General features: G+C 64.0%; 14 protein-coding genes. 6 read left to right on the top strand and 8 right to left on the bottom strand.

Annotated features, from left to right (window positions below; genetic code table 11):
• Positions 1-29 precede the first annotated feature (29 nt).
• Positions 30-1,250: an acyl-CoA dehydrogenase family protein gene (locus MTR72_RS27350; RefSeq protein WP_280967213.1), complete on the bottom strand. Its 1,221-nt coding sequence runs from the start codon at positions 1,248-1,250 to the stop codon at positions 30-32.
• A 355-nt stretch (positions 1,251-1,605) separates the two neighbouring features.
• Between MTR72_RS27350 and MTR72_RS27345 the strand changes: the two genes are divergently transcribed.
• The 3 genes from MTR72_RS27345 (at position 1,606) to mtnA (ending at position 4,192) form a co-directional block, all read left to right on the top strand.
• Positions 1,606-1,878 carry a phosphopantetheine-binding protein gene (locus MTR72_RS27345; protein WP_280967212.1) on the top strand — a complete coding sequence of 91 codons (273 nt, stop codon included), beginning with the start codon at positions 1,606-1,608 and terminating at the stop codon, positions 1,876-1,878.
• 314 nt (positions 1,879-2,192) lie between these two features.
• Positions 2,193-3,068: an S-methyl-5'-thioadenosine phosphorylase gene (locus MTR72_RS27340; RefSeq protein ID WP_280967211.1), complete on the top strand. Its 876-nt coding sequence runs from the start codon at positions 2,193-2,195 to the stop codon at positions 3,066-3,068.
• 17 nt (positions 3,069-3,085) lie between these two features.
• The gene (mtnA, locus tag MTR72_RS27335) at positions 3,086-4,192 is read left to right on the top strand and encodes an S-methyl-5-thioribose-1-phosphate isomerase (RefSeq protein WP_341511568.1); all 1,107 of its coding nucleotides are present in this window, start codon (positions 3,086-3,088) and stop codon (positions 4,190-4,192) included.
• A gap of 184 nt (positions 4,193-4,376) precedes the next feature.
• On the opposite strand, the gene MTR72_RS27330 is transcribed toward mtnA, so the two are convergent.
• Positions 4,377-5,012: an HAD-IA family hydrolase gene (locus MTR72_RS27330; RefSeq protein ID WP_280967209.1), complete on the bottom strand. Its 636-nt coding sequence runs from the start codon at positions 5,010-5,012 to the stop codon at positions 4,377-4,379.
• Positions 5,013-5,147: 135 nt separating this feature from the next.
• Here MTR72_RS27330 and MTR72_RS27325 point away from each other — a divergent pair, with 135 nt between their 5' ends.
• The gene (locus tag MTR72_RS27325) at positions 5,148-5,906 is read left to right on the top strand and encodes a S1 family peptidase (protein ID WP_280967208.1); all 759 of its coding nucleotides are present in this window, start codon (positions 5,148-5,150) and stop codon (positions 5,904-5,906) included.
• A gap of 125 nt (positions 5,907-6,031) precedes the next feature.
• On the top strand, positions 6,032-7,534 hold the full coding sequence (locus MTR72_RS27320) for a flavin-containing monooxygenase (protein WP_341511567.1): 1,503 nt from the start codon (positions 6,032-6,034) through the stop codon (positions 7,532-7,534).
• Positions 7,535-7,678: 144 nt separating this feature from the next.
• Here the strand turns inward: MTR72_RS27320 and MTR72_RS27315 are convergent, their stop codons facing one another.
• The 5 genes from MTR72_RS27315 to MTR72_RS27295 all read right to left on the bottom strand — a co-directional run bounded on the left by MTR72_RS27315 (position 7,679) and on the right by MTR72_RS27295 (position 15,107).
• Positions 7,679-8,515, bottom strand: a complete 837-nt coding sequence (locus MTR72_RS27315; RefSeq protein ID WP_280967206.1) for an MlaD family protein — start codon at positions 8,513-8,515, stop codon at positions 7,679-7,681.
• A gap of 308 nt (positions 8,516-8,823) precedes the next feature.
• Complete coding sequence (locus tag MTR72_RS27310) at positions 8,824-11,043, bottom strand: acetate--CoA ligase family protein (RefSeq protein ID WP_280967205.1); 2,220 nt, start codon at positions 11,041-11,043, stop codon at positions 8,824-8,826.
• A 275-nt stretch (positions 11,044-11,318) separates the two neighbouring features.
• Positions 11,319-12,035: a DUF1614 domain-containing protein gene (locus MTR72_RS27305; RefSeq protein WP_280967204.1), complete on the bottom strand. Its 717-nt coding sequence runs from the start codon at positions 12,033-12,035 to the stop codon at positions 11,319-11,321.
• Positions 12,036-12,099: 64 nt separating this feature from the next.
• The gene (locus MTR72_RS27300; protein ID WP_280967203.1) at positions 12,100-12,669 is read right to left on the bottom strand and encodes a class GN sortase; all 570 of its coding nucleotides are present in this window, start codon (positions 12,667-12,669) and stop codon (positions 12,100-12,102) included.
• Positions 12,670-12,845: 176 nt separating this feature from the next.
• The gene (locus MTR72_RS27295; protein WP_280967202.1) at positions 12,846-15,107 is read right to left on the bottom strand and encodes a marine proteobacterial sortase target protein; all 2,262 of its coding nucleotides are present in this window, start codon (positions 15,105-15,107) and stop codon (positions 12,846-12,848) included.
• Positions 15,108-15,294: 187 nt separating this feature from the next.
• On the opposite strand from MTR72_RS27295, the gene MTR72_RS27290 reads away from it, so the two are divergent.
• Positions 15,295-16,065, top strand: coding sequence for a helix-turn-helix domain-containing protein (locus MTR72_RS27290; RefSeq protein WP_280967201.1), 771 nt, complete (start codon positions 15,295-15,297; stop codon positions 16,063-16,065).
• A gap of 87 nt (positions 16,066-16,152) precedes the next feature.
• On the opposite strand, the gene MTR72_RS27285 is transcribed toward MTR72_RS27290, so the two are convergent.
• Positions 16,153-17,376 carry an ABC transporter substrate-binding protein gene (locus tag MTR72_RS27285; protein WP_280967200.1) on the bottom strand — a complete coding sequence of 408 codons (1,224 nt, stop codon included), beginning with the start codon at positions 17,374-17,376 and terminating at the stop codon, positions 16,153-16,155.
• Between the last annotated feature and the right edge of the window lie 57 nt (positions 17,377-17,433).

Genomic DNA, 17,433 nt, shown 5'->3' with positions numbered 1-17,433 from the left:
GCGATTCCTGCTATCTGCAATTGTTCTTGTCAGTCGCGAAGGCTCATCGGCACGCCGCTCATCAGCGTCGCCGTCGCAGCGTTTGCGAGGATGCGGTCGTTGTTGATCATGATCGGCGACGACAGCACGTCGCGCAGATGGCGGCCCATGGTGAATTCGCCATCGTTGCGATAGCCCGACAGCCCGGTCGTGCGCATCGCGTGCATCACGGTCTCGACCGCGAGCTCGGAGGCCTGGACCTTCAGGAGCGTGATCGACGACTGGAAATCGAGCGAGCCGAGGGCGCGCTCGTCATGCTCGGCGCGCGCGAAAGCATCGACATTGGCGGCGATCAGCGCGCGCAGCTTGGCGAGCGACATTTTCGCGGCGGTGAAGTGCGCCGCCGCCGGCGGCATCTGCCCGCCCGCGCCGCGTGCCGCCTTGCGGATGAATGCCTGCGCGCGCGTCACGGCCGCGGCGGCAATGCCGGCCCAGGCCGACGACCAGCACAGATGCGCGAACGGGGTCATGGTCTGGGCGTGGATCTTGTCATAGGACTCGGGGAAGACGCGATCGGCGGGGCAGTCCACCTTCAGCTCGAAGCCGGTCGAGCAGGTGCCGCGCATGCCGAGTGTTTCCCAGCCCAGCGTCCGCTTCAGCGAATAGTCGTCCTTGGCGAGCGCCAGCAGCACCTGGTCGGATGCGACGGCCTCGGTGGCGCGGCGGGCAATGGTAACGAGGCCGTCGGCCTCGGCGCCGTAGGAGATCACGGTGGCGTCACGCACGAGCGTAACGGTGTCGCCGGCATTGTCGACCGCGGCTGCGCTGGCGCGGATGTTGCCGCCGTTCTGACCTTCCGTGGTGGAGGAGGCGAGCAGCCACTGGTCGCGGGCGACGCGGCGCATCATGGTCTCCATCCAGGGGATGCCGTGGCCGTGCCTGATGACGCAGGCGACCTTGGTCTGATGCATCGCGTAGATCATCGCGGTCGAGGCGCAGGCGCGCCCGAGCGTGTAGCAGATGTCGGTGACGTCGTAGATCGAAGCACCGAGCCCGCCGAATTCGACCGGGATCATGACGCCGAGCAGCTTCTGCTCGCGTGCCATTTCGAACGCCTTGTGAGGGAAGCGGGCGTCGCGATCGACGCCCTCGGCATCGGCGGCGGCCACCGCGGCGGTCTTGGCCGCGCGTTCGACCAGCGAGGGACCTTGTTCGAGAAAGCTCGCTTGCGCCTCGCCGACAGGCTGAAGGACCGCTTCACGCACGTTCATGCTCGTCCGCCTCTCCATTTCGTCGTTCGAGATCGCCCGGCATCATTGGCGATGCACATCGCGATCATCCGACCATCTTTGCTTGTGATGTAAGGCTAGGGATTTAATTCAAATTCGTCGATGAAATAGAGGGTAAACGAAGTCCAATTCCGAACGAACAGTTAAGGGGCAGTTTTTCGTATCGCCGAATTTTCCGGCATCGTGTTAGCGATTTGGAAGAAGCATGAATTTCGGACAATCTGAGTCATCGTTTACTAAGAAACGCGAAGTAATGGTCACGCCCATTGCGGGATCGGCCGTCCCTGCCCATCGTAACTGGCAATCCGGTCCGACCTAGATAGATGGGAATTTGCCGATGCAGGCCTTCGATACCGACGTGCGCAATCGCATCATCAAGCTGGTGAAGGGCATCCTCGAACAGAATTCGCTTGCTGCTGACGTCACGCCGTCCGCGAAGCTCGTCGACGTCGGCCTGACCTCGATGGACATGGTCAACCTGATGCTGGGCGTGGAAGCCGAGTTCGACTTCACCATCCCGCAGTCCGAGATTACGCCGGAGAATTTTCAGTCCGTCGAAACGCTGGAGCGGATGATCGTGACCCAGTTGCAGCCCGCGACGGCGGCTTAGTTGGCTGTACCGCGGCCTCCCCTGTCGTTATTGAGGCGAAGCTGCTGCCAAACGCTCGAACGTCGTCCTGGCGAAAGCCAGGACCCATACCGAGGAATCTATCGATTGCGGATGGTCGCAGTCCCGAACCACGAGTCTTCGTCAAACCACCCCCTGGGGTAATGAGTCCTGGCTTTCGCCAGGACGACAGCGAATGTGCGGCGAGGGGTGTCATTCTCCTGACGACATCCCGACCCCTATCCCGTTCCAAAACCGCCGCAAAACTGGCATAGCTTCTCCACGGGATCGCGGATTGCGAACGGGGTGGAGCAGACATGACGCAGGCGGTATTGGGCATCATCGGAGGCTCCGGCATCTACGATCTGCCGGGCCTCGAGGGCGCACACGAAGAGGTGATCAGGAGCCCCTGGGGCGAGCCCTCGGCTCCCTTACGGCGCGGCACCATCGCGGGCCTGCCGATCGTGTTCCTGCCGCGCCATGACAGGGGTCACCGGCTGTCGCCCTCGGACATCAACTACCGCGCCAATATCGACGTACTGAAGCGCGCCGGCGTCACTGACCTGGTGTCGCTGTCGGCCTGCGGCTCGTTCAGGGAGGAACTGCCGCCCGGGACCTTCGTTCTCGTCGACCAGTTCATCGATCGCACCTACAAGCGCGAGAGCTCGTTCTTCGGCAGGGGCTGCGTCGCGCATGTATCGATGGCGCATCCGGTCTCGCCGCGCCTGCGCATTCATCTTGCCGCCGCGGCCGAGGCCGAGGGCATCGCAATCGCCCGCGGTGGCACCTATGTCTGCATGGAGGGGCCGCAATTCTCGACCCTTGCGGAAAGCATGACCTACAAGACGCTGGGCTACTCCGTGATCGGCATGACCAACATGCCCGAGGCAAAACTCGCCCGCGAGGCGGAGATTTGCTATGCCACGGTGGCGATGGTGACGGATTTCGATTGCTGGCATCCCGATCATGATGCCGTCACCGTGCAGGACATCATCCGGATGCTGACTTCTAACGCCGACAAGGCGAAGACGCTGGTGGCGCGGCTGGCAAAGGATTTTCCGCGCGAGCATGAGCCGTGCCCGGTCGGCTCCGACCGCGCGCTCGACACCGCGCTGATCACGGCGCCCGAGGCGCGCGATCCGGAGCTGCTAGCGAAGCTCGACGCGGTGGCGGGGCGCGTGCTGCGCGCCTGAAGCGAAAGGCAGATGCGATGAAGGTTGACGGCAAGCATTTTCGCAGCATCTGGCGCGAGCGTGACGGCTGGTCGGTCGGTGCGATCGACCAGCGCAGGCTGCCGCATGAATTCGTCGTCGCGCGGCTGACCTCGTGTGACGATGCGGCTACGGCTATCCGCGACATGCTGGTGCGCGGTGCGCCGCTGATCGGCGCCACCGCGGCCTATGGCGTGGCGCTCGCCATGCGCGAGGACAGTTCCGATGCCGGCCTGAAGCGCGCCTATGAAACGCTGGTCGTGGCGCGGCCGACCGCCATCAACCTGAAATGGGCGCTGGACGAGATGCGCGCGACGCTCGCGCCGATCGACCCCTCAGAGCGGGCGGAAGCCGCCTATGCGCGCGCCGACGAGATCGTCGAGCAGGACGTCGAGATCAACCGCGGCATCGCCGGTAACGGCTTTATGCTGATCGACGCTATCGCGGCGAAGAAGCCGGGCGAGACGGTCAACATGCTGACCCATTGCAATGCCGGCTGGCTTGCGACCGTGGACTGGGGCACCGCGACGGCCCCGATCTATCTCGCGCATGAGCGCGGCATCAAGGTCCATGTCTGGGTCGACGAGACCCGCCCGCGCAATCAGGGTGCCTCGCTGACCGCCTGGGAACTCGGCCATCACGGCGTGCCGCACACGGTGATCCCCGACAACACCGGCGGCCATCTGATGCAGCACGGCATGGTCGACCTCGCCATCGTCGGCACCGACCGCGTCGCCGCCAATGGCGACGTCTGCAACAAGATCGGCACGTACCTCAAGGCGCTCGCGGCGCATGACAACGGCGTGCCGTTCTACGTCGCGCTGCCGTCGCCGACGATCGACTTCGCCGTCAATGACGGCATCAGGGACATTCCGATCGAGCAGCGCGGCGGCGCAGAGGTCACCGACATGACCGGCCGCACCGCCGATGGCCGGCTGGAGACGGTGCGCATCGTGCCGGAAGGCTCGCCGGTCGCGAACTACGCGTTCGACGTCACACCGGCGCGGCTCGTCACCGGCCTCATCACCGAGCGCGGCGTGCTGAAGCCCGACCGCGCCTCGCTGGCAGCCGCATTCCCGGAGCGGATCGCTGCCGCGGCGGAATAGGCCTCTCCATTAAGCGATATCGCGCCACACCGTCATTGCGAGCGCAGCGAAGCAATCCAGAATCCCACCGCGGAGACAGCCTGGATTGCTTCGCTTCGCTCGCAATGACGATTGTTGAGGCAGCACGTGACCATCTACATCCCTCACCCTCTCAGGACGAGGGGTGAGAGTGCCGTTGCCGCAGCTATCCGAGCTTCAACCCCGTCGCCGCCTCGAGCTCGGCGATCGCCTGCGCGCCGCTGGTGACCTTGATCGTGGTCATGCCCATCTCGCGCGCCGGCTTGAGGTTGACGCCGAGATCGTCGAGATAAACGCATCGTGCCGGATCGGCCTTCAGCGTCTCGACCATCATCCGGTAGATGCGCGGGTCGGGCTTGCGTAAGCCGATCTTGGCGGACTCGATGACGTGGTCGAACAGCGCCATCACCTCTGCGACATAGAGTGTGCGACCGGTGAGGCTGCCGATCGCGTTCGCCGGCAGGTTATTGGTGATGCAGCCGGTCTTGAACTTCGCCTTGATACGCTTCAAGGCCTCGACCATCTCGGGGCGCAGATCGCCCTGCAGCAGCGGCAGCACGTCACGGCCGCGGACCTCGGCGCCGAGCGCGAGCGATTCCGCGGCGAACAAATGATCGAAGGTATCGATATCGACCTCGGCGCGCTCGAACTTGGCCCATGCATTTTCCAGATGATTGGCGGCATTGGTACGCCGGATGATGTCGGCGGGCAGGCCCCGTTCGGTCTCGAAGCGCGTAAACGCCTCGAACGGCGAGCTGGTCAACACACCGCCAAAATCAAAAATCACGGCCTCGATCGTCAATGTCGCACCCTCGTCAATTCGTGCCAAGATAGCTGACAAGACGGCTAGCACGGGGTATCGGCAAGGGCGAGTCCGAAGCCATGTCGGATCTTTACGATCGACCGCCAATACGTGTTCCTATCAAGACGTGTTTCCATGACAAAGTTCGCGACGTTCATTGCAGGTGTCCTGCTGCTCACCACGCCCGCCCATGCCATCGTCGGCGGGGGCACGCCGCAGGCCGAAGGCGTGGCGCGTGCCATCGTCACCATCGTCGGCTCGCGCGGCAATTTCTGCACCGGCAGCCTGATCGCACCGAAGCTGGTGCTGACGGTGGCGCACTGTGTGCAACCCGGTGCAGACTACAAGGTCGTCGACTATGGCGCCGATGGTAAGCCGCAACTCCTGAATGTCCGCACCGTCGCGATCCATCCGAGCTTCAACATGCAGGCGATGCAGGCGCATCGTGCCACCGCCGACGTGGCGCTGCTGCAGCTCGAAATTCCACTCAAGGGAAAATCGACGGTGCCGGTCGGCGCGCCGCAAATTCCAATTCACGTCGGCAGCCGCTTCACCATCGCTGGCATCGGCGTCACCACGCGCGGCGATGGCAAGAGCGGCGGTATCACGCGGGTCGCCGGCCTTGTTGCCACGGGTCAGCCCGGCACGCTCCAGATCCGGTTGGTCGATCCCGTAACCAACGGTGTTCGCGACGGAATCGGCGCCTGCACCGGTGATTCCGGCGGCCCAGTGTTCGAGGATAGGCCGAGCGGGCCCGTGATCGTTGGCGTCATTAGCTGGTCGACCGGGCCGAATGGCGCGGCCGGTTGCGGTGGATTGACCGGCGTCACCCCACTCACGCTCTATCGCGACTGGATCGTGCAGACCGCGCGGAGCTGGGGTGCGGCGCTGTGATTTGATCGCGACCTGATCTATGTCATTTTGCAGTGGAAGCGCGATGGGCGACCAAGCCGATCGCGGAGGAAACGCGCCGCCCGGTCAAGGGCGGTCCAAAAACCAAGCAAGGCATAGAAGCAACAATGAATGTCGCTGTTCGCAGTCACGCCACGACCAAACAGGCTTCAGAACATTTCGACGTGCTGATCGTCGGTGCCGGTATCTCGGGCATCGGCAGCGCCTATCATCTCACCAAGCAGCCTCCCGGCACGAGCTTCGTGATCCTGGAGACGCAGGCGACGTTCGGCGGCACCTGGACCACGCATCGCTATCCAGGCATCCGCTCCGACAGCGATCTCCACACCTTCGGCTATCGCTTCAAGCCCTGGGTCGGCCCGCCGATCGCGACCGCCGAAGAGATCCTCGCCTACATGAACGAGGTGATCGAAGACAACGATATCGCAAGGCACATCCGCTACGGGCACAAGATCAATTCGGCGAGCTGGTCGAGCGAGACGAATCTCTGGACCATCGAAGCGGTAACGACCGACACCGGCGAGGCCAGAACCTTCACCGCCAACTTCCTCTGGATGTGCCAGGGTTACTACCGCCATTCCGAGGGCTACACGCCGGAATGGAAGGGCATGGATCGCTTCAAGGGCCGTATCGTCCATCCGCAGACCTGGCCGGATGATCTCGACCTCTCAGGCAAGAAAGTGGTCGTGATCGGCTCGGGCGCGACCGCGGCGACGCTGGTGCCCAACATCGCGGACGCTTGCGCGCATGTCACCATGCTGCAGCGCTCGCCGACCTATTTCCGGCTCGGCCGCAACGCCATCGAGATCGCCGAGGAACTGCGCCGGCTTCAGGTGGACGAAGAGTGGATCCACGAGATCGTCCGGCGAAAGATACTGTTCGAGCAGGATGCGTTCACAAAGCTCTGCGTGGCCAAGCCCGACCAGGTGAAGAAGGACCTGATCGATCAGATCCGCGCGGTTCTCGGGCCGGACTACGACGTCGAGACCCACTTCACGCCAACGTACCGGCCGTGGCGGCAGCGCATCGCCTTCGTGCCCGATGCCGACCTGTTCAAGGGTATCGCCAGCGGCAAGGCGTCCGTCGTCACCGACGAGATCGAGTGCTTCGTCGAGAACGGCATTCAGCTCAAGTCGGGCAAGCTGCTCGAGACCGACGTCGTCGTCACCGCGACCGGATTCAACCTCGCCGCTCTCGGCGACATCGCGTTCGAGATCGACGGCCAGCCGCTCGCCTTCGGCGACACCGTCACCTATCGCGGCATGATGTTCACGGGTGTGCCGAACATGGTCTGGGTGTTCGGCTATTTCCGCGCAAGCTGGACGCTGCGCGTCGATCTCGTCGCCGACTTCGTCTGTAGGCTGCTCGGCCATATGAAGGACAAGGGCGCGAAGAAGGTCGAGGTCAAGCTGCGGCCCGAGGATCACAACATGCCGATCCTGCCCTGGATCGATCCGGAAAACTTCAACCCCGGCTATATGATGCGCAACATGCACCTGTTGCCCAAGCGCGGCGACAAGCCGGAATGGCAGCACAGCCAGGATTACTGGACCGAGAAGGACGAGATCCCGAAGACGGATCTGGACGACAATGCGTTCGTATACGGGTGAGGGAGCAGGTCCTGGACTAGTTAGGGACGGCAACAATCGCCCCACACTCCGCCGTCGTCCTGGCGAAGGCCGGGACCCAATACCCCAGGGAAATTTTTGTAGCGGGAGTCGATAGTCGCGAGTGCTCGTCAAAGCACGCCACGCTTACCGCTTCTGCTGCGGCGGCCTGCGGGGCTGGCGCGGGGCGGGGGTGCCTTGCGGATCGAACTTGCCGCTCATCTTGTTGGCGCCCTCGCTGATGTCGAGCAGCGTTCTGCGCCCGTCCTCGATGAAGCTTGCCGACTTCTTCTTCATGGTCTCGGCGAGCTCGCGTAGCCCCTGCACCTTCTCGAACAGCTCGTCGGCCTTGCCATCGACGAAGCCCGGCACCACGCCCTCGATCTTGGTGACCGCCTTGTCGAAGCCGGCAAAGGCGCTGTCGACCTTGGCCATGACGGCGTCGATCTCATCGCCCTTGCCCTTCAGATCGGCGGTGTAATCTTCGAACGTGCGGAGGGTGTCCGTGATCGCGGCGGAGTTGCTGACGATCATGCGGTCGACGCTGTGCAGCGTCTCGACGATGGATTCGGCGTCGCTGAGATCGGCGGTCAGCACCGGGATTCCGTCCGAATCCAGCGGCACGGGGGGCGCCGAGGGCGCACCGCCGATCAGCGAAATCGCGGCAATGCCGGTAAGGCCCTGAAGCTCGATCCCCGCCACGGTGTCCTTGCGGATCGGCGCATTGTTGTCGAGCATCACGAGCGCCACGATCCGGCGGGGATTGTCCAGCTTGATCGACAGGATATGGCCTGCGGGCACGCCGTCGAAATTGACCGGACCGCCGCGGCGCAGCCCGCTCGCCGATCCGCCCTCGAAAACGACCCGGAGCTGGCTGCGGCTCTGGATCGAGCGCCATTTCTGCACGCCGAGCAGGCCGCCGAACGCCACGGCGATCACCGCCAGCGTCGCCGTTCCGATCACCAGATTGCTTGCGCGTGCCATGCAGTTCGATTTTACGGTCAAACCGGGTCAGTTGGAAGGATATCCATTTGGCCACAATGCTAGGCAGGGCGAGTTAGCGAAGCGTAACCCGCTGCTGTCTTCGACCGTTGCCCGAATTGGTGGATTGCGCCGGGCTAGACTTGCTGCGTCACAAGACCCTCATGGTGAGGAGCGCGGAACGCGCGTCTCGAACCGTGAAGGCCCAGCTCTCGCCCGCGCCCATCCTTCGAGACGCCCGCGTGTTGCGGGCTCCCCAGGATGGGGCCGGGGACTTGTGACGCAGTAGGGCTAGTCCGCCCTATGCCATCTCAGTGACCGGCGGCGCGCTTTGCCGCAGCATTGTTCAGGACGATCAGCGCATCGACTGCTACGCCAGTCTTTGGATTGATCAGGAACGGATTGATGTCGATCGAGGCGATCCGGTCGCCGGCATCCGCGATCAGGTTGGAGAGCCCGACCAGCGCCTTCACGGCGGAGGCCTCGTCGAGCTTCGGCTTGCCGCGATAGCCGCGCACCTTGATGCCGGCCTTGGTGCGACCGATCAGGAGCCTTGCCTCGGCCGCGTTCAGGGGTGCGCCGGCGAGCGCGACGTCCTTCATCAGCTCGATATCGATGCCGCCGGTTCCGAACAGCACAACCGGGCCCATCTCGGCATCCAGGGACGCGCCGACCACGAGCTCGAGATCGGCCTTGACCTGCTGCGCGATCAGGATGCCGTCGAGCCTCGGCTTGCCCTTCAGCTTCTTCACCCGCGCGGTGATGTCGGCGAATGCCTTCTTCACCTCGGCCGCGCTGTTGAGGTTCAGCATCACGCCGCCGATATCCGATTTGTGCAGGATCTCGGCGCTGACGACCTTGGCCACGACCGGGAAACCGATCTGCTTGGCGATTCTGACGGCCTCCGCCGCGGTCTGCGCGATCGCCTCTTTCGAGATCGGGATGCCGTAGGCCTTCAGCAGCTTCTTCGAGGCGACCTCGTCGAGCGCGGCGCCGGTTGCCGAGTTCAGCGTCTTCTCCAGCACGGCGCGTGCGGCAGGCTTCGAGCTCGAGAGGATGTCAGGCACCTCCTTGCGCAGCCTGGCATAGTCGAGCAGCGATTTGATCGCGGTGACCGCGCGGTCCATGCCCTGCATGACCGTGAGATGCGGCAACGATTTGCGCAAGCCCTTGGTGAAGTCGGTGAAGCCGATCGACATCGCGCTGACATAGATCACGGGCTTTGAGGCCCGGCTCGCCATCTCGTTGACGATGCGCAAGTTGCGCTCGCGCAGCTCGTGCGGCGCCTTCGGCAGCTCGGAATCGATGATGACGACGTCGATATCGGGATCGTCGATCATCAGTTTGATCGACTTCATGTAGACGGAGGGATCGACCACCGCGGCAAACCCGGCGTCGAGCGGGTTGCCGACGATCGAGCCGGGTCCGAGCATCTTCGCGAGTTCGCCGCTGACATGCGGGCTCAGCGGCGCGAAGTTCAGGCCCGCGGCATAGAAAGCGTCGATCAGCATGCCGCGTTTGCCGCCGGACAGCGTGACGGCGGCAAGCCGATCGCCCTTGGGCACCGCGGCGTGGGCGAAGCATTCGGTGGTCTCGATCAGCTCATCGAGGCCGTCGACGCGAATCACGCCCTCGCGGGTCGCAATCGCATCGAACGTCTCGATCGAGCCAGCGAGCGCGCCGGTGTGCGCCATCGCCGCGGCGCGGCCGCCCTCGGACGCCCCGAGCTTGAGCGCGATCACCGGCTTGTGTGCGGCGCGCGCCGCCTTGCAGGCGTCGCGGAACGCCTTGGTGTTGCGGACGCCTTCGAGATAGACGACGATCACCTTGATGCCGGGATCCTCGGCGAAATAGCGCATGAGGTCGGGCGTTTCGAGCCCGGTCTCGTTGCCGGTCGTGACCATGTAGCCGACGCCGACGCCGCGATCCTCCAGCGCCTGCCGGATCGCCATGACGATCGCGCCGGATTGCCCGGCGATCGCCACCGCGCCCTGTTCCATGGTGACGACGCGGTCGTCGATGTTGGTGAAGAGCTTTTCGCCGGCGCTCAAATTGCCGAGGCAGTTCGGGCCCGTGACGGCAAGTCCGGTCTCGCGCACCGCCGCTTGCAGTTCGGCCGCGAGCCTCTGGCTCTCTTCATCCTGCAACTCGCTGAAGCCGGAGGTGACGATGGTGGCCGAACGCGCGCCGGCCGCGCCGGCATCGCGGATCACCTGCACGGCAAACCGCGCAGGCACCAGCACCAGCACGTGATCGGGCTTCTCGGGAAGGCTCGCGAAATCCTTGTAGCAGGTGACGCCCCAGATGGCTTCGCGCTTGGCGTTGACCGGGTAGAGACCGCCCTCGAAGCCGTACTTGACCAGATTATTCCAGATGCGCTCGGCATAATTACCGGGCTTGTCGGTCGCGCCCACCAGCACGATGTTGCGCGGGTGCAGCATGGCATGAATGCCCTTGACGATGTCGCTGGCATCGGGTGGCGGCGACCATGGGCGCAGAGAGACGAACGCAGCAGACACCTGGGCTTCCATGGCGCAATCCTCACCTGTTGTTTTTGTTGCGGCGCGTTGTTCTGTTCTATGGCGAGTTCTGGCGAGGCAATCGCGGCGAGCACAATGCCGCCAGACGGAATGGGCGGGACTTCATGCGAGAAGGCTAGCATCACCGGACTTTTGGCGAAAGTGCGAACGATCCACGCGCGTGCCGGCAATCGCCAGTGATCGCCAATGCTGTGCTCCGGCAATCGCCGTTCTCACGCGGCGCGCACTCCGGCTTTCGCGCGCTTCGCTTTGAGTTGTTCGGTACGTTACCAGACCTCGCGCGGCCGTGACGGCGAGGCGAGTCCCGCGAGCAGCACGGCCAGGATTCCCGTGAGGAAGATGCCGTCGAACGTCCCGGCGCCGCCGATCGACGCGATGGGTGCGCCGAGGCCGCCGATCTTGTCGAGGTTGAGCAGATCGGCCCCGATCAGAGTTCCGATCGAGCCGCCGATATAGGCGAGCGGCGCGGCATACTCGCGCGACAGCAGGAAGGCCAGGATCGCCGTGGCCACGACGGGCACAAATACGGGTACCGCGATGCCAACCCCCTGCACCGGCGTGGCCATGATGTGGATGATGAATGCGATTGCAATGACGGCGATCGTTGCCTTCACCCAGAGCTGATATCGCAGCACCAGATAGGTCGACATCATCGTCGGGATGACGGCACCGCCGACATTGACAGCGAGCACCGTGCCCGGCCATTGCGTCACCAGCGGCACCACGTAGCGCATGCCGAAGAAGTCGACGATCTCGCCAGACCGCACCACCTTGGCCGGCAGAACCGTGATGGGAATGTTGAAATAGCTGCCGATCAGCGAGCCGAACAGCAATAGCAGCGCCATGCCCGGACCGACCCCGAGCCGCATATAGGCGTGCCGCAGGATGCGGAGCTGAATCAGGATAATCAGCCCGGCGAACAGCAGCACCAGGACGGAAAACAATCCGGGCGTGATCGGCAGATACTGGGCTTGGCCATGCATGGTCGGATCCGATCGCAGACGATCTCGACCGGCAGCATCCCACGGGATGGCATGGATGACAAACTTACCCGTCGGCTCCGATCAAGGTGGCATGCAGGATGTAGCGCTCGGGACCTGACGTGACAGCGTCGAACGGCCAACAGGTCGTGAGCACAAGTTCAAAATCCTGTGTTGCAGGATCGATGCCTGAGGCGTCGAAGCGCACCACTGCAGAGGCGTCCGCGCGATAGCGAAAACGCCTGCCGTCGCGGCGCGTGATCTCGATGACGTCGCCGATCGCAACATTCCGCAGGAAGCGGAAATGCGTGTCACGGTGTGCGGCATAGACCGCAACGCCGCGCTCGCCGGCATCGACCGTCCGCTCGACATGGCCGGGTCCGAAGGCGAGTGCCTGCCCGCTGCTGCCCGCCAGCACGATGGCGCTGGCGCCGATCCGCTTCACCTCGATCCGCGCGACCGGCCAGGTATCCGCCCAGGACCATGACTTCACCGGTTGTCCGGTCGCAACGCTCTGGTCGAACGCGCGCTCCAGCAGCGCCTGTGCCAGCCACGCCTTCGCATGGATGTAAGCGCCGTCGCCGAACAGGATGATACCGACGATGGCAAGAACGAGCGGCGAGGTCAGGCGGGGCATGGCGTATTTTCTCCCGTCATTGCGAGCGAAGCGAAGCAGTCCAGATTGTCTCCTGGGCGACAGTCTGGATTGCTTCCGCGCTTCGCTCCTCGCTATGACGTTGAATAAAAAAGCGCGCGCGGCTGTGGGAACGGGCAACCGCGCGCGCTGAGGAAGAGGAGTCGGGGGCTCCTCCCTCAAACGGCGTCAGTGAGCAAGGGCTGACGCCGGTTGAACACGAACAGGACCAGGCTGAGCAGGATGAGGATCAGGCCCGCGATCATCTTGAGCTCGGCCGAGGTCGCGGTCTTGGGCAGGCGGATCGCGTCGGGCGCGGCAGGCGTCGGCCGCCTTGCTGCCGGCTGACCGCTCGCATCGGCACGACGTTCGCGCAGTTGCGTCGGCACTTGCGGCCGCTCGCCAAAAACCTTCTCGAAGTCCCAGCCGGCAGGCAGGTTGATCGGCAGCTCGCTGAGCTTGAGCGGCTCGCCCGCAGGGCGGCTCGGCGTCTTATCGACCGCGACGAGGCTGGTCAGCCGCGTGACGATCTGATGATCGAGCGCTAGCGCCAGGATGGCCTTGTCGGAGTCTTCCGGTGACATTTCCCGCATCGTGCGCGCGACCTCGGCATCGCCGATCTTGCGCCTGGCCCAGAGCTTCGACAGGCCCTTGCCCTCGGCGGCATTGCGCAGCGGCAGCGTCACTGACCACGGCCGGTCGCCGACGCGTCCCTTGATCTCCAGTGCGCCCGCGAGCTTGTCGAGCCTGGCGGCCAGCACCAGCGGCTCGTCGCGATAGACGTCGGGAATGATCGCGGGCGTGATGTCGGCTTTGGCCTCGGAGAACTTTGCGGTGAGGCCGGTCACGGCCGGGTTCTCCAGCTTTGCAAACAGGCCGCGCATGCGCTCCTCCACCTGCTCGACCGAGCCGATATGGGTGAAGGCGCCGCAGCCGAGCTCGGCGGCGCGTGTCATCAGATAGGTGTTGGGAGCAGACCCGATGCCGATCATAAAGATGCGCGAGCGGCCGCGCATCGCCGTGATCGTTTCGAACAATTGCTGCTCGTTGCCGATCGCACCATCGGTGAGGAATACGACCTGGCGAACCATGTTGGTCTCGCCGAGCTTGTCGGTCAGCGCGGCGCGCATCGCCGGTACCATCTCGGTGCCGCCGCGAGCCTGCAACGCGCTGACGAACGAAGTCGCCTCGCCGACATGTGCGGCATCGGCCTGCACAGATGTCGGAAACAGCACGTCCATGGTGTCGTCGAAGCGAATGACGTTGAAACGGTCGCTCGGCTGGAGCCGGCCGAGGGCATAAAGCAGGCTCGCCTTGGCCTGAACGATCGAGGTGCCGCCCATCGAGCCCGAATTGTCGATCACGAACACCACTTCGCGCGATAACGGTTTCTGCGCTGTCTGCCCGACCGTGGGAGGCGTGACGAAGGCGAGCAAATAGTCGGCGTCGCCGACATGTTCGCGGAACAGGCCAACCGACGGCGCCTTCTCTGCGGCCGGCTTCCAGGTCAGTTCGAAATCGCGGTCCGCGGGCACGACGCCGTCGGCGAGCGTGACGATGCGCGTCGCGCTGTCCGGGCTCTCGAGCTTGATGTTATGGTGGTGGCTCTTCACTTCGCCGAGCGCGAAACCGGCATTCAGACGCACCGTGATTCTGGTCGGGTTGACCGGCGAGTTCTTGGCAGGATCCAGCACGGGCGGCGAGATCCGGTCGCGGTCCGGCACCGGATCGGAGGTGGTCGTGCCCCAGCCGGAGCCGTCGGGCCGGAAGTCGACGCTCTGCGCGATCGGCGCCGGACTATAGCGCGGCCCGACCACCAGCGGCACACGCAGCGAATATTCGTTGCCGGATTGGTGCACCGGCTCCTGATATTCGATCTGCACCAGCACGGTCTCGCCGGGGCCGATATTGGCGACCGAGTTGGTGAAAATGTTCGGTCGTTCCTGCTCCGTCAGCGCGGCCTTCTGGCCCGCCCGTCGCGCCTGCTCGTAGATCACGCGAGCCTGTTGCCGCTCCTTGATGTCACCGACGATGATACGGTCGCCGACCACCATCTTCAGCGTGTCGACGGCACCATCGGTCGCGAGCGGATAGACGTAGGTCGCCTCGACCCAGTCCTTGGTCGGATTGCGGAAGACTTGCGTGACGCGGGCGCGCAGCGTCGGGCCCGACACCGTGATGTCGACATCAAGGCCGAGGCGGATGGCTTCGCTATAGGCGCCGTCGTCCTTCAGGAGCAGCGTGCCGGAACGGGCATCGCCGGGCTGGAGCAGGCTGGCCTGCTCCGCCGTCGCCGACCATCCCGGCTCGAAGCTGACGAGCAGGGCGACGAAGCCGACCAGGATCACGGCAATGCCCTGCACCAGAAGAAACAGTCCGAGCTTGATCAGTCTGCCCAGCATGGGGTGTTCATCGTTGTCGAACGCGTCGTAGCTATCCATTTGGCCTGCTCCCGAAGGATGTTTGCTGGCCCTGACCTTCCGCCGGGAGAGGCCGATTTTGCGAGCAGAATGATCGGCAATGTTCCGCCGCGGCCGGCCGGGCCGCGCAGCGGCGGCGACGGTCCTGTGCGGTTTTGTGCTGACTTGTCCGCCCTGCTAGAATGGCCCTCATGGAGCAGGGCTAACGATGCAGACGCAGGATAAACTCAACGACAAGCAGCTTTCGGACGAGCAAAGCCGCGAAATCGCCGAGACCATTCGCGAGGAGCTGGCCAAACGCCGGATCTCCCGCCAGGCGCTGGCCGCGCAGGCCAAGCTCAGCCTGTCGACCCTTGAGAAGGTGCTGGGCGGCCGCCGGCCGTTCACGCTGGCGACGACCGTGCGGCTCGAGCAGGCACTGGGCGTGTCCTTGCGCAAGAGCGTCGTCGTGGCGGCGCCTGAAGCCGGCAACGATGTCGCGCCCGACAGCCTCGGGTCCTATTCGCACCGCGCGGTGACCTGGCTGGAAGACGTCTACATCACGTTACGGCCGTCGTTCGGCACCAACGATGCGATCTTCGCCTACCGCACCGAGATCGTCTGGGAGCCCCGAGTCTCCTCGCTCGTCTTCCGCGAGGGCGAGCGGACGGATGCCGCTTATGAGCACACTGGCGAGGTCGCGGTGCCCCACCAGTCCGGCTTCATCTATCTCGTCATCATCAAGCACGGCCAGCATCGCGTCATCACGGTGTCGCGGCCGACCGTCGCCGGCGAGATGTACGGTATCATCTCGACGCTCCGCGCCGGCCCGGGCTCGCAACTGACGCCGATTGCGGCGCCCATCGCCTATGTTCCCGCGCGAAATATCGGCGATCCGGCGGTGGGCCGGATCGCGCCCGACCATGCCAATTACAAGCTGTATCGGGATCACCTGCGGCGCACGGTCAACGAACCCTTTGCGCTGTTCCTGCCCGGCTAGACGCGCGCCGGCATCGCTAAAAGAATGGCGGCCTTTCGGCCGCCATTCTGTTCGATCCGAGAATGTTTCGGCCGAAGCCGGCTCTTGCTAGCCGCCGGTCTCGGCGCTGATGACGTCGCCGATCAGATCCCACTTGCCGCCCTTGAACTGAATCATCTTGAGCTGCTCGATCGGGGCGAAGTCGTTCGGCGAAGTGTTGATCTTGATGCCGGGAATCAGGACGTCGGGGGTAAAGTCCTTGAGGCTGGCGGCCTGCTTCATCACGTTGTCCCGCGTCAGCTCGTCGCCGCACTGCTTCAGCACCTGCACCATGGTCTGCGCAGCGGTGTAGCCGTAGACGAGGTTGATGTCGGAGATATTGGCGCCCGGCATGTATTTGTCGATGAAGGCCATGAACTTCTTCATGCCGGCATCGTCCTTCCATTGCGGGTCGGATGCATCCTTCAGATAGGTCGCCGACAGCACGCCTTCGGAGGCTTGCAGGCCCGCAGGCTGCATCACCGCGCCGATCGAGATCGAGACGTCGGTCATCACCTGCATCGGCTTCCATTCCAGTTCGGCGATCTTCTTGATCGCTTGGGCGGCGAATTTCGGCGTCGCGATGTTGACGAAGACGTTGGCGCCGGTGCCCTTCAGCTTGACGATGTGGGAGTCGATCGATGGTTCGGTGGTCTCGTAGCTCTCTTCCGCGACGATCAGCGAGGACGCCTTGTTGCCGAAGATCTCCTTGATGCCGGCGACGTAATCCTTGCCGAAATCGTCGTTGGCATAGAAGATCGCGACCTTCGCGTCGGGCTTCGCCTGCAGGATGTACTTCGCGAAGACTCGCGCCTCGACCCGGTAACTCGGCTGGAAGCCCATGGTCCATGGGAAGGCTTTCGGATCGTTCCACTTGCTGGCGCCGGTGGCCAGGAAGAGCTGCGGCACCTTCTTGGTGTTGTGATATTTCTGCACGGCAGTCTGGGTCGGCGTGCCCAGCGCGTTGAACACCAGGAAAACCTCGTCGCTCTCGATCAGTTTGCGGATCTGCTCCACCGTCTTCGGCGGCGAATAGGCGTCGTCATAAGAGATCCAGTTGATCTTGCGGCCGTTGATGCCGCCCTGCTCGTTGATCATCTTGAAATAGGCCTCTTCGGTCTTGCCGATGATGCCGTAGGCGGACGCCGGGCCGGAATAGGCCTCGACATTGCCGATCTTGATCTCGGTGTCGCTGGCGCCGGTGTCGTATTTCTTCTGGGCGTAGGCACCCTGGACGGTGAGCAACGTCAAGGCGGTCGCTGCGGCGAGCAGGGAGAGTTTCTTGTTGTTCATGAAAATTCCTTGGGTTTCTTCTGGGGTGGAGACAGGCACGTCAGAAAAGCAAAAGCA

Source organism: Bradyrhizobium sp. ISRA442 (assembly GCF_038085055.1).
Classification (GTDB): domain Bacteria; phylum Pseudomonadota; class Alphaproteobacteria; order Rhizobiales; family Xanthobacteraceae; genus Bradyrhizobium.
Note: the sequence above shows the minus strand (reverse complement) of the source record. Positions and strands in the feature narration are given on the sequence as shown.